Genomic DNA, 12495 nt, shown 5'->3' with positions numbered 1-12495 from the left:
CTAGACTCGGGCGCGTGCGTTATGCGAACTCCGTCGTCGACCTCGTCGGCGACACCCCGCTCGTCAAGCTCAACCGGGTGACCGAGGGCATCCCCGCGACCGTCCTCGTGAAGGTCGAGTACCTCAACCCCGGTGGATCGTCGAAGGACCGCATCGCCACGCGGATCATCGACGCGGCCGAGGCGTCCGGCGACCTCCGCCCCGGCGGCACGATCGTCGAACCGACCTCGGGCAACACCGGCGTCGGGCTCGCCCTCGTGGCGCAGCAGCGTGGCTACCGGTGCGTGTTCGTGCTGCCGGACAAGGTCGGCGAGGACAAGCGGAACGTGCTCACCGCGTACGGCGCCGAGATCGTGGTCACCCCGACCGCGGTCCCGCCGGAGCACCCCGAGTCGTACTACTCGGTGTCCGACCGGCTCGTGCGGGAGATCCCCGGCGCCTACAAGCCGAACCAGTACGCGAACCCGAACGGCCCGCGCAGCCACTACGAGACCACCGGCCCGGAGATCTGGCGCGACACCGAGGGACGGATCACGCACTTCGTCGCCGGCGTCGGCACGGGTGGCACCATCTCCGGCACCGGTCGCTACCTCAAGGAGGCCTCCGAGGGCCGCGTCCGCATCGTCGGCGCCGACCCCGAGGGCTCTGTCTACTCCGGCGGCACCGGCCGACCGTACCTGGTCGAGGGCGTCGGCGAGGACTTCTGGCCCGCCGCGTACGACGCCGGGGTGCCGGACGAGATCATCGCCGTCACGGACGCCGAGTCCTTCGCGATGACCCGGCGGCTCGCCCGCGAGGAAGGGCTGCTCGTCGGCGGCTCGAGCGGCATGGCCGTGGTCGCCGCGCTCCGGGCCGCCCGTGACCTCACCGAGGACGACGTCGTCGTGGTGCTCCTGCCGGACGGCGGCCGCGGCTACCTCGGCAAGATCTTCAACGACCGCTGGATGCGTTCGTACGGCTTCGCCGAGACCGACGACGCGCGCACGGTGGGGTCGATCGTCGCGGGCAAGGACGGCCGCCTGCCGGACCTCGTGCACGCGCACCCGTCCGACACCGTGCGCGACGTCGTCGACATCATGTCGAAGTACGGCGTCTCGCAGATGCCGGTCCTCAGCGCGGAGCCGCCCGTCGTCATCGGCGAGGTCGTCGGCGCCGTCGCCGAGAAGGACCTGCTCGAGCAGGTGTTCACCGGCGCCGCGTCGATGACGGACGCGCTCACGCCGTTCGTCGGCGACTCGCTCCCGCTGATCGGCATCGGCGAGTCCGTCGCCGCCGCCCGCCGCGCACTCGAGACCGTCGACGCCCTGCTGGTGGTCGAGGACGGCAAGCCCGTCACGGTCCTGACCCGCCACGACCTGCTCACGTCCCTGTCCGAGTGACCGACCGGCCGTCCGCCCGACCGGCCCACCGACCGTACGTCCGCCCGAACGACCGAGGAAGCACCAGCATGACCGAGTTCAGCACCCGCGCCGTCCACGCCGGCCAGGAGCCCGACGCCGGGACCGGCGCCGTCATCCCGCCGATCCACGTCACGTCGACGTACGCGCAGGACGGCATCGGGAACATGCGCGCCGGCTACGAGTACTCCCGCGGCGGCAACCCCACGCGCGACGGTCTGCAGACGCTGCTCGCGGACCTCGACGGCGGGGTCGCGGCGTACTCGTTCGCGTCCGGCCTCGCGGCGGAGGACGCCCTCCTCCGCGCCTACCTCGAGCCCGGCGCCCGCGTCGTCATGGGCAACGACGTGTACGGCGGCACCCACCGCCTCGTGAACCGGGTGCACGTGCCGTGGGGCGTCCAGCTCGTCGTGGTCGACATGAGCGACCAGGACGCCGTGCGGGCAGCGCTCGAGGGGGCGCCCGCGAAGACCGTGCTCTGGGTCGAGACGCCGACGAACCCGCTCATGAAGATCGCCGACATCGCGGCGCTCGCCGAGCTCGGGCACGCCGCCGGGGCACTCGTCGTCGTGGACAACACGTTCGCGTCGCCCTACCTGCAGCAGCCGATCGCGCTCGGCGCCGACGCCGTCGTGTACTCGACCACGAAGTACCTCGGCGGCCACTCGGACGTCGTCGGCGGCGCGGTCGTGCTCGCCGACGAGGAACTCGCCGAGCAGGTCGCGTTCCTGCAGTTCGGCGCCGGGGCGATCTCGTCGCCGTTCGACGCGTTCCTCACCACCCGCGGCATCAAGACCCTCGCGGTCCGGATGGAGCGGCACTCGGCGAACGCGCAGGCCGTCGCCGAGTCGCTCGTCGGTGCGCCCGGTGTCGAGCGCGTGTTCTACCCGGGGCTCGCCGACCACCCCGGGCACGAGGTAGCGGCCCGCCAGATGCGCAGCTTCGGCGGCATGCTCTCGCTCTCGCTGTCCGGCGGGGCCGCGGCGGCGAAGCGGTTCGCCGAGTCCACCGAGGTGTTCACGCTCGCGGAGTCGCTCGGCGGCGTCGAGTCGCTCATCGGGTACCCGAGCGAGATGACGCACGCCTCGGTGCGGGGCACCGAGCTCGAGGTGCCGGACGACGTCGTGCGCCTGTCCGTCGGCATCGAGGACGCCGGCGACCTGGTCGCGGACCTGCAGCAGGCCCTGGCCCGCTGACGCCCTGACCCGCTGACGCGCTGACGCGCTGACGGTCGGCCGGGAGGCCCGTGGCGGCGCCGCCACGAGCCTCCCGGCCGACCCGTGCCGCCCCACGGCCGTCGGTGGCCGCTCCTAGGATGGTGCGGTGAGCACCGCCGCGCCGACGAGGACCAGCATCTTCAGCGGGCGCTACGCACTCGCCACGGTCGGCATGGTCGCCATCGTGGCGGTCGCGGCGTTCCAGAACCTGGCGATGACGACGGTCATGCCGGAGATCAGCCGTGACCTCGACGGCGAGACCCTGTACGCCCTCGCCTTCGCCGCGCCGCTCGCCGCCGGTGTTCCGGGCATGGTCCTCGCGGGGAACTGGACCGACCGCTCCGGCGGGCGCGTCGTCGCCTGGGTGTCCGCGGCCTTCTTCGCCGTCGGCACCGCGGTGGTGATGACCGCGCCGACGATGGAGGTGTTCCTCATCGGCCGGCTCGTCGAGGGCTTCGGTGCCGGAGCGATCGACGTCGTCCTCTACGTGCTCGTGGCGCGGATCTTCCCGGACGAGCTGCACGGCCCGGTGTTCGCCGGGTTCGCCGCGGCCTGGGTGCTCCCGGCGCTCGTCGGACCGGCGCTCGCGGGCATCGTCACCGACGTCTGGAACTGGCACTGGGTCTTCGCGGGGGCGCTCGTCATCGCGGTCGTCGGCTTCAGCGTCCTCGTCCCGACCCTCCGTCGCCTGCACCCGCCCGCCGCCGAGTTGCGCGCACCCTGGCAGCGCGCCCGCATCGGGTGGTCGGTCGCCGCGGCGGTCGCGATCCTGCTCCTCAACGTCGCGCCGGACCTCGGCGCCTGGGCCCGCGTCGCAGCCGTGGTCATCGGCGTCGTCGGCACCTGGGCAGCGCTCCGACCGCTCGTGCCGACGGGCACGTTCCGCGCCGCGCCCGGCCTGCCGTCGGTCGTGCTGCTCCGCGGCCTCGTCGCCGCGTCGTTCTTCGGGAGCGAGGCGTACGTCCCGTTCCTCCTGCAGGCGAAGCACGGGTTGTCCGCGTCCACGGCGGGGCTCGCGCTGACCGTCGCCGCACTGAGCTGGGCCGGTGCGAGCTGGCTGCACGGACGGCTCGGGGAGAGCCGGCTGACCGCGGCACGGACGTTCGCCGTCGGCCTCGGCCTCGTGCTCGTGAGCCTGCTCGCCGCGTTCGCGGTCGCGACGTTCGACCTGCCGTGGTGGGTGCTCGTCGTCGGCTGGTTCGTCGGGGGAGCGGGCATGGGGGCGATCTACCCGCGGACGTCGATGCTCACACTGCGGTTCTCGGGGGAGGGCGACGACGGCTTCGCGTCGAGTGCGCTCACGATCGCGGACGCCTCCGGCAGCGTGGTGGGCCTCGCGCTCACCGGGCTGCTCTTCGTCGGGACCGGCGGAGCGGACACCGACGTGTCGTTCCCGCTCGTCTTCGGCGGCATGGTCGTCGTGTCGCTGCTCGCGTGGGCAGCGGTCCGCCGCCTCGGGCCGGTGCCGCCGCCGTCATCGCCCGTGGCCGACGGGTAGCGTGGCCGACGTGTCCGCCCGCATCGTCGCCGCAGCCGTCGCCCTCGCGACGGTCCTCACCCTGACCGGGTGCCAGGGCGCGACGTCGGCGGCGCCCACGCCCGTGCAGAGCAGCGACCTGACGAGCTCCGACGGCGGCTTCGACCAGAACGCGGTCGTCGGCGTCGTCCTGCTGCACAGTGCGGCCACCCCGGGGACGACCTCGGGCGGCGTGCCGCTCGCGACGCGCTTCCGCGACGACCTGACCGCAGCCGGGTTCCGGCCGGACGTGCGCGTGGCCGGTACCGACGACGCCGCGGCGGACCAGCAGTCGGCACTGCGGGCGCTCGTGCAGCGCGGTGCCAAGGCCGTCCTGGTCGAGGCCGCCGACCCCGCGTCGCTCGCCGGCGCGGTGCAGGTCGCGCACGACGCCGGCGTGGTGATCGTCGCCGTCGGGGACCCCCTGCCGGCCTCGGGCACCGGCGGGGACGGAGTCTCGGCGGACTACCGCGTCCAGGGCAGTGACTCGGACGCGGCCACGGTCGCGAAGGCCACCGCGGTCGTCGAGTCGCTCCAGCGCGGCGAGAAGCCCGACTTCGGCTGAGGCCGTCCACACAAGGGGGCTTCGTCGTCTCACGGCGGTTCCCCAGCATCGCCCCGCCGAGCCTCGGAACGACGCCGTCCGCCGCTGAGCGGAGGGACAGGCCGCGTCCCACGAACGGGGGACGTCGTTCGTCGGTGGAACCACCGACTGTCCGGTCGTTCCGGTTCCTCACTACATTCGCCTCACCCAGCTCCGCGGTGAGAGGACCCGAAGTGCAACGACGCCCACCGACCCCCGGTCGAACCGAACCGAACAGGACCCGGACCGCGCTCGTCGCGATCGCCACCGCAGTGTGCACGGTCGGTGCCGTCGCCCTCGCTGCCGGACCGGCCGCCGCGGCGACCCGGCACACGCTCCCCGACTCCGTCCCCACGTGGGCGACGAGCACGAACGACGCCGGCACCGTGGCGGCGAGCACCGACGTCGAGGGCGAGGTCTACCTGCCCCTGCGGAACCAGCAGGGCGCCGAGGCCCTGGCCACCGCGGTGTCCACCCCGGGGAACGCCCGGTACCGCAAGCCGCTCAGCCCCTCGGCCTGGATCGCGAAGTACGCCCCGACGAAGGCGTCCGCGGACGAGGTCACCGGCTACCTCCGCGCACAGGGCCTCACCATCACGGCCGTCCCGGCGAGCCACGAGTTCGTGGTGTTCCGCGGGCCGGCGTCGGTCGTCGGTTCGGTGCTCGGCACGAGCCTGCACCGCTACCAGCACGCCGGGAAGACCCTCGTCGCACCGGCCTCCGCACCCTCGCTGCCGTCCTCCATCGCCGGTCTCGTGAGCGGGGTCAGCGTCGACCAGGGACGACTCCTCACACACCCGGAACTCGTCCAGCAGGGCCAGACCCCCGCGACGTCGACGCCTGCGCGCACCCTCCGTCAGCAGGCCACCGGCCCGACCGGCATCCAGGCGAAGTGCTCGCAGTACGACGGGCAGAACACCGCGACCGTGCCGGCAGCCTACGGGCAGACGCAGGTCCGTACCTTCGCCTGCGGCTACGTCCCGAAGCAGATCCGTTCGGCCTACGGCGTCGACGGCCTCGCCGCGAAGGGCGTCCAGGGCCAGGGCCAGACCGTCGCGATCATCGACGCGTACGCCTCGCCGACGATCGTGCAGGACACCAACAGCTACTCGAAGCAGAACGGCGAGCCCGTCCTGACGAGCGCCACCTTCGCGCAGAGGATCCCGTCGCCGTCGCAGTTCACCGACCAGGTGCTCTGCCAGCAGCCGAGCGGGTGGCAGGGCGAGGAGACACTCGACGTCCAGTCCGTGCACGCCGTCGCCCCGGCCGCGAAGATCCTCTACGTCGGTGGCACGAACTGCGGCGGCGGACTCGACGTCGCGATGTCGAAGGTCCTCGACCAGGGCCTCGCGCACCTCGTCAGCAACAGCTACGGCGACGTCGGCGAGAACGTGCCGCTGTCGAGCATCCGTGGCCAGGAGAACCTGCACATCCAGGCCGCCGGTGAGGGCATCGGCCTGTACTTCTCGAGCGGGGACAACGGCGACGAGTCGGCCGCCCTCGGCAGCGCGCAGCCGGACTTCCCGGCCTCCAGCCCGTGGGTGACCGCGGTCGGCGGGACGAGCCTCGGCATCGGCGCGAACGGCCGCAAGACCTTCGAGACCGGGTGGGGCGACGTCCTCGACCAGATCGTGTCGAGCGACCGTGGCGACGAATACGCCGCGCCGCTGCCCGGCGACCTCGTCGGTGGCGGTGCCGGCGGCGGTCGGAGCACCATCTTCGACCAGCCCGCCTACCAGAAGGGCGTCGTGCCGTCGTCGCTCGCGAACGGCAAGCGCGTCTCGCCGGACCTCGCGGCACTCGCCGACCCGTACACCGGCTTCGCGATCGGCATCCGCCCGATCACGGACGACAGCACCCTCGCCACCGGCGACTTCGTCAACGAGACGTACGGCGGCACCTCGCTCGCGTCACCGCTGACGGCGGCACTCATGGCGATCGTGCAGCAGTCGACCCACGTGCGGCTCGGCTTCGCGAACCCGTCGCTCTACGCCACGTACCGGGCTGCGCCGAAGGCGTTCCACGACGTGCAGCCGCCGGGGTCGCCGATCGCGCTGGCCTACACGAGCGCGACGTCCGGCAAGGACTACCTCGTGACCCTCGACCACGACACGTCGCTCTCCACCGCGAAGGGGTACGACGACGTGACCGGCCTCGGTTCGGTGTCCTTCAGCGGACTCACGCGGGCGGCCCAGCGGTAGCGCGCGTCGCGTCCTCGACGGACGCTGAAACGGACTGGAGGCTCGGTGCCAGCTGGCACCGAGCCTCCCGTCCGATCTGGGTCGCGCGCGGGGCGCGACGCGTCAGCGCCACCAGGCCGGGAACGACAGGGTGATCGTCTGGACGAGCGACTTCCGCGACCGGCGCGGGCCGGCGAGCCACGCCTCGATCGCGCCGACGAACCCCTGGGCGACGAACCCGGCCGCGACGTCGTCGAGGAGCTCGGGCCGACCCTCGGCCGGGAGCTCCCGGATGTGCTGCGCGCTCGACACCGTGAAGTGGTCGACGAGGAGGCGGTGCAGCGAGCCGTCCTCGGGGTCGGGCAGCGCCTTGCCGTAGATGTCCTTGTACGACACGACGTGCTCGACGACGGCGTCGATGCCGCGGCGGGTGATGGCCTCGAGCTCGTCCGGCCCGGCGCCGCGCTCGAACGCCGCCCGACGCGCCGCGGCGTCGTCGTCGCGGATGCGGTCGAGCTCCGGCGTGAGCACGTCGGCGAGCAGCGAGCCGGGGGAGACCGCGTGCGAGTAGAACGTCGCGCGGTTGATGCCCGCGGCACGCGTGACGTCGGCGACGGTGATGCGCGACACGGGACGATCGGCGGCGAGGCGCAGGATCGCCTCGCGCAGGGCCGCGGTCGTGTGCAGGATCCGGGCGTCCACCACGACACCCACCCCCTTCCTGTCCAGATCGCCCGGTCCGCCGGGCAGTCTGAACGTACCGCATGTCAGGTGACGCACAGGTGCGGTTAGGATGGTTCCGCGGCCGAATCGATTCGACCCGGTTCCGTACCCCTCCTGCCACCACCCCTCCCCACGAAGGACCCTGCTCGTGACCGCGCCCGCCACCACCGGTTCGCTCCGCGTCGTCCTGCACCCGGGGGACTCGCTCTCCCGCGGGCAGCGCCTCGTCTACGTCTTCGTCCTGGGTGCCCTCACCGCGCTCGGGCCGTTCACCATCGACCTGTACCTGCCGGCGTTCCCGTCGCTCGAGGGCGACCTCGGGATCTCGGCCGGCACGGTCCAGCTCACCCTGACGGCGACCACGATCGGGTTCGCCGTCGGGCAGCTGCTCGTCGGCCCCTGGAGCGACAAGGTCGGTCGGCGCCTCCCGCTGATCATCGCGACGAGCGTGCACGTGGCGGCCTCGGTCGGGGCCGCGCTCGCCCCGAACGTCGAGGTGCTCGCGCTGTTCCGGGTGCTGCAGGGCATGGGGGCCTCGGCCGGAGGCGTCGTGGCGATGGCGACCGTCCGCGACCTGTTCGGCGGCAAGCCCCTCGTGCGCATGCTGTCCCGCCTGGCGATGGTGAACGGGCTCGCGCCGATCCTCGCCCCGCTCATCGGTTCGCAGATGCTCCGGTTCACGAGCTGGCGCGGCATCTTCGTCTTCCTCGCCTGCTACGGCCTCGCCGTGGTGATCGCCTCGGTGCTGCTCATCGTCGAGACCCTGCCGCCGGCACGTCGACACGAGGCCGGGCACTCGAGCGTCGGGCAGCGGTACCGGGCGCTCTTCTCCGACCGGATCTTCGTGGGCGTGGCCCTCATCGGCGCGATGGTGTTCAGCGGGCTGTTCTCGTACCTCAGCGCGTCGCCGTTCCTGTTCCAACAGGTGTACGACCTCAACGCGCAGCAGTACGGCCTGCTCTTCGCGGTGAACTCGATCGGCGTCGTGCTCGGGGTGCAGATCTCGTCCCGCATCGCGCAGCGCGTCGGCCCGCAGTGGATCCTGGCGTGCTCGACCGCGACGTTGTTCCTCGCGGCCGTGGCGATCATCGTGCTCGACCTGCTCGGCGCCGGGCTCGTCGGGGTGCTCGTGCCGCTGTGGTTCTTCATCGCCGCCTGCGGGTTCTCGTTCCCGCTCGTGCAGGTGATCGGCCTCGCGGCCCACGGCAAGGAGGCGGGCACCGCAGCGTCCCTCCTCGGTGCCCTGAACTTCGGCGTGGCCGGGCTCATCTCGCCGATCGTCGGCTGGCTCGGCATCACCACCGCGGCGCCCATGGCGGCCGTGATGGCGTGCACGTCGGCCGTGGCGATCGCCCTGCTCTGGGTGGTCGTGCGGCCGCGGACGGTGCCGGCGCTCTCGCACTGACGCGTCGCGCGGCGGCTCGCGCGGCGTCGCGCGGGGGCGGGTGACGTCGCGGTGCGCGAGCCGTCGCTGTCGCTGTCGGACGACGTGACCGCTGTCGGACGACGTCGACCGTGTCGTCCGACGGCGGCACGAGCGGGACCGAACCGGCTGTCCGCGCCGTTCGTATGCTGAGCGCATGAGCGATGCGGTGGAGCAGGCCCGGGCGGCGGCAGCGGCGGCGAAGGCCGCGGCGGACGAGGCTCGGCGCCTCGCGGACGAGGCCGCGGCGCGGGCCGAGGAGCTCGCGGCGGCGCTCGCGGCCTCCGTGCCCACCGCGGACGCGCCACCCGACGCGGACGCACCCGACGTCGCCGGCGCACCCGCACCGACACCTGCACCGGCCGCGGACGACGGAACCCCCGCGACCACCGACGGGCCGGCGTCGTCGTCGGGGACCGGCACCGCGCCTCCCGGCAGTGCACCGGCGAGCACACCCGTTGACGCGACTGCACCCGCCGACGCGACCGGATCCGCCGACGCGACCGGACCCGCCGGCGCGACCGGACCCGCCGACGCGACCGGACCGCTCGGGCCGGACGCCGTGTCGGCGGTCCGCGACGGCTACGAGGCGACCGGCAGCGCCCTCGAACTCGGCGCCCTCGTGAACGGCGAGGCGCTGCCCGACGTGCAGGTGCGCATCCCGCTCGGCATGCTCAACCGGCACGGCCTCGTGGCGGGCGCGACGGGCACGGGCAAGACCCGCACGCTCCAGCTGCTCGCCGAGCAGATCGCCGCGAACGGCGTCCCCGTCTTCGCCGCCGACATCAAGGGCGACCTGTCCGGCCTCGCGGTGCCGGGCACGAGCAGCGAGAAGCTCCTCGCCCGCACCGCCGGCATCGGGCAGGACTGGCAGGCGGTCGCGAGCGAGGCCGAGTTCTACAGCCTCGGCGGCCAGGGCACCGGCATCCCGATCCGCGCGACCGTGTCCGGGTTCGGCCCGCTGCTGCTGTCGAAGGTGCTCGGGCTGAACGAGACGCAGGAGTCCTCGCTCGGGCTCGTGTTCCACTACGCCGAGCAGGCCGGGCTGCCGCTCGTCGACCTCTCGGACCTCCGGAGCGTCCTGACGTTCCTCGTCAGCGACGACGGCAAGGAGGAACTGGCCGAGCTCGGCGGGTTGTCGAAGCAGACCGCCGGCGTGATCCTCCGCGAACTCATCACCTTCGCCGACCAGGGCGCCGACCAGTTCTTCGGCGAGCCCGAGATCGACACGCAGGTGTTCCTCCGGACGGCCGCGGACGGTCGGGGCGTGGTCAGCCTGCTCGAGGTACCGGGCGTGCAGGACCAGCCGCAGGTGTTCTCGACGTTCCTCATGTGGCTCCTCGCGGACCTCTTCAACGAGCTCCCGGAGGTCGGCGACCAGGACAAGCCGAAGCTCGTGTTCTTCTTCGACGAGGCGCACCTGCTCTTCAACGGGGCCTCGAAGGACTTCACCGACCAGATCGTGCGCACCGTCCGGCTGATCCGGTCGAAGGGCGTCGGCATCTTCTTCGTGACGCAGACACCGAAGGACGTGCCGAACGACGTGCTCGCGCAGCTCGGGTCGCGCATCCAGCACCAACTGCGCGCGCACACCCCGGACGACGCGAAGGCGCTCCGGGCCACGGTGTCGACGTACCCGTCGAGCGACTACGACCTCGGCGAGGTCCTCACCTCGCTCGCCACCGGCGAGGCGATCGTCACGGTCATGAACGAGAAGGGTGCGCCGACCCCGGTGGCGTGGACCCGGCTCCGAGCTCCGCAGGGCTCGATGGACCCGATGCCGGCACCCGACCTGGAGGCACGGGTGCAGTCATCGCCGCTCCTCGCCACCTACGGCACCCGCGTCGACCCCGATTCGGCCTACGAGATGCTCGCCCGCCGCATGGAGGCCGCCGCCGCGGACGCGGCCGCTGCCGACGCGGCGAAGGCCGCCGCGTCGGCCGCTGCCGAGGCCGAGAAGGAGGCTGCCCGGGCGCAGGCCACCGCGGCGAAGGAGGCTGCGGCGAAGGCGAAGCAGGAGGAACGCGACCGGGCTGCGGCGCAGAAGGAGTACGAGAAGGCGCAGCGGGAGTTCGAACGGGCCGAGCGGGCTGCCGAGGCGCGGCGGTCGGGGCGGTCGAGCACGCGGACGACGGCGTCCCGGAAGGCGAACGACCCGCTGTCGGACCTGCTCGGGTCCGGACTGGGTCGGACGATCGCCAAGGAGGTCGTGCAGGGCATCTTCTCGACGCTGCGTCGGCGTCGCTGAGGCCCGAGCAGGCGTGCTGCCCGTCGGGCGTGCTGCTCGGCGGGCGTGCTGCTCGGCGGGCGTGCTGTCCGGTGGGCGTGCTGCCCGGTGGGCGTGCTGCCCTCTTGGTCAGGCGGAGAGGAGGCCGGCCGTCTCGACGACGAGGAGGCCGCCGACGACGAGGACCGCGAGCAGCCCGACCACGAGGAACGCCCGGGAGCGCTCGTACCACGCGCGGCTCGAGGGCCAGCGCCGCGCGAACTCGCGGGTGGTCACCGGCTTGGGCTCCTCGGTGACGGTCACGCCGAGTTCGTCGACGACGCGCTCGAGTCCGGCGTCGCCCCACACGTCACCGCGCAACCGGAACAGGTGCGTCCCGTCAGCGGCGAACGCGACGAGTTCGCGCACGGATCGTTCGACCGATGCGCCGTAGGTCTCGACGAGCAGGACCCGGTCGACAGTGTCGCGGGGGATCCGACGACTGGAGGAGAGCACGCCGCGCACGTCGACCGTGGTGGCGTCGACGCCGACGTAGGCCGTCCCGAGCCGGACGACCGCCGCGCCCACGACGACGGCGAGGAGCACGACGATCGCGGCCATGAGCGCCCACAGCCGGAACGGGAAGGACACCCAGACCAGGGCGACGGCGAGGGGGACCGCGGAGAAGGCGATGCTCAGCGCGGTCGATCGGACGAGCGCGCTGCGAGGACGGACGACGAGGTCGTAGGTCCGGACGCGCGGCCGTACCGCCGCCTGCGCAGTCATGTCCCCCACGTCGGATCCTCCTGAGATGCGGGCACAGCGAATCGCGCTGCCGAGCGACGCCCCTGCCACTCGTGTCCCGTGGCGTCCCGTCCCGGGGACGCCGTCCGGTCAGCATAGGCGACCGACGGGTACCGGGGACAGCCCGTTCCACCCCGCGGCGGCGTGTCCTGGCCACCGTGCGCGGATCGGGGTGCGGGGCGGTCCACCACGTGGGGGACCAGGCGCCTCGCGCGAGCCGGGAACGACGAAAGCGCGAGACCGGGGTCTCGCGCTTTCGTCGTGTGCTGGCGGAGGATAGGGGATTCGAACCCCTGAGGGCTTGCACCCAACACGCTTTCCAAGCGTGCGCCATAGGCCACTAGGCGAATCCTCCAGGCGCCACCTCGCGGTGACGACACCCCATGGTACAGGTCCGTGAGGGTGTGGATGACCACGTGCATCCACGGATGGGAATCCGCCCGGAT

General features: G+C 72.9%; 9 protein-coding genes and 1 tRNA gene. 7 read left to right on the top strand and 3 right to left on the bottom strand.

Annotated features, from left to right (window positions below; translation table 11 throughout):
• Nucleotides 1–14: 14 nt before the first annotated feature.
• From ACRQ4C_RS11970 to ACRQ4C_RS11950, 5 genes are all read left to right on the top strand, one after another.
• Entirely contained in the window at nt 15–1379 is a 1365-nt protein-coding gene (locus ACRQ4C_RS11970; RefSeq protein ID WP_439688795.1) for a cystathionine beta-synthase, read from the top strand.
• Nucleotides 1380–1447: 68 nt separating this feature from the next.
• Nucleotides 1448–2593: a cystathionine gamma-synthase gene (locus ACRQ4C_RS11965; protein WP_439688794.1), complete on the top strand. Its 1146-nt coding sequence runs from the start codon at nt 1448–1450 to the stop codon at nt 2591–2593.
• Nucleotides 2594–2720: 127 nt separating this feature from the next.
• Complete coding sequence (locus tag ACRQ4C_RS11960; protein ID WP_439688793.1) at nt 2721–4112, top strand: MFS transporter; 1392 nt, start codon at nt 2721–2723, stop codon at nt 4110–4112.
• Between the two features lie 10 nt (nt 4113–4122).
• Entirely contained in the window at nt 4123–4695 is a 573-nt protein-coding gene (locus tag ACRQ4C_RS11955) for a substrate-binding domain-containing protein (protein ID WP_439688792.1), read from the top strand.
• A gap of 212 nt (nt 4696–4907) precedes the next feature.
• The gene (locus tag ACRQ4C_RS11950; protein ID WP_439688791.1) at nt 4908–6914 is read left to right on the top strand and encodes a S53 family peptidase; all 2007 of its coding nucleotides are present in this window, start codon (nt 4908–4910) and stop codon (nt 6912–6914) included.
• Between the two features lie 102 nt (nt 6915–7016).
• Here ACRQ4C_RS11950 and ACRQ4C_RS11945 read toward each other — a convergent pair whose 3' ends face one another.
• On the bottom strand, nt 7017–7607 hold the full coding sequence (locus ACRQ4C_RS11945; protein WP_290131252.1) for a TetR/AcrR family transcriptional regulator: 591 nt from the start codon (nt 7605–7607) through the stop codon (nt 7017–7019).
• 157 nt (nt 7608–7764) lie between these two features.
• On the opposite strand from ACRQ4C_RS11945, the gene ACRQ4C_RS11940 reads away from it, so the two are divergent.
• Both ACRQ4C_RS11940 and ACRQ4C_RS11935 read left to right on the top strand, forming a co-directional pair.
• Nucleotides 7765–9021, top strand: a complete 1257-nt coding sequence (locus ACRQ4C_RS11940) for a multidrug effflux MFS transporter (RefSeq protein WP_290131253.1) — start codon at nt 7765–7767, stop codon at nt 9019–9021.
• A 175-nt stretch (nt 9022–9196) separates the two neighbouring features.
• Entirely contained in the window at nt 9197–11287 is a 2091-nt protein-coding gene (locus ACRQ4C_RS11935) for a helicase HerA-like domain-containing protein (RefSeq protein WP_439688790.1), read from the top strand.
• Between the two features lie 108 nt (nt 11288–11395).
• On the opposite strand, the gene ACRQ4C_RS11930 is transcribed toward ACRQ4C_RS11935, so the two are convergent.
• Both ACRQ4C_RS11930 and ACRQ4C_RS11925 read right to left on the bottom strand, forming a co-directional pair.
• Nucleotides 11396–12040: a hypothetical protein gene (locus tag ACRQ4C_RS11930; protein WP_439688789.1), complete on the bottom strand. Its 645-nt coding sequence runs from the start codon at nt 12038–12040 to the stop codon at nt 11396–11398.
• Nucleotides 12041–12316: 276 nt separating this feature from the next.
• Nucleotides 12317–12404, bottom strand: a tRNA-Ser gene (locus ACRQ4C_RS11925).
• Between the last annotated feature and the right edge of the window lie 91 nt (nt 12405–12495).

Origin of the sequence: Curtobacterium sp. SP.BCp, assembly GCF_051903255.1 — a bacterium.
GTDB lineage: Bacteria > Actinomycetota > Actinomycetes > Actinomycetales > Microbacteriaceae > Curtobacterium.
Note: the sequence above shows the minus strand (reverse complement) of the source record. Positions and strands in the feature narration are given on the sequence as shown.

Excerpts from the sequence above, each read along its gene's own strand:
- ACRQ4C_RS11965 (WP_439688794.1), top strand. The coding sequence starts at position 1,448 with ATGACCGAGTTCAGCACCCGCGCCGTCCACGCCGGCCAGGAGCCCGAC.
- ACRQ4C_RS11935 (WP_439688790.1), top strand. The coding sequence starts at position 9,197 with ATGAGCGATGCGGTGGAGCAGGCCCGGGCGGCGGCAGCGGCGGCGAAG.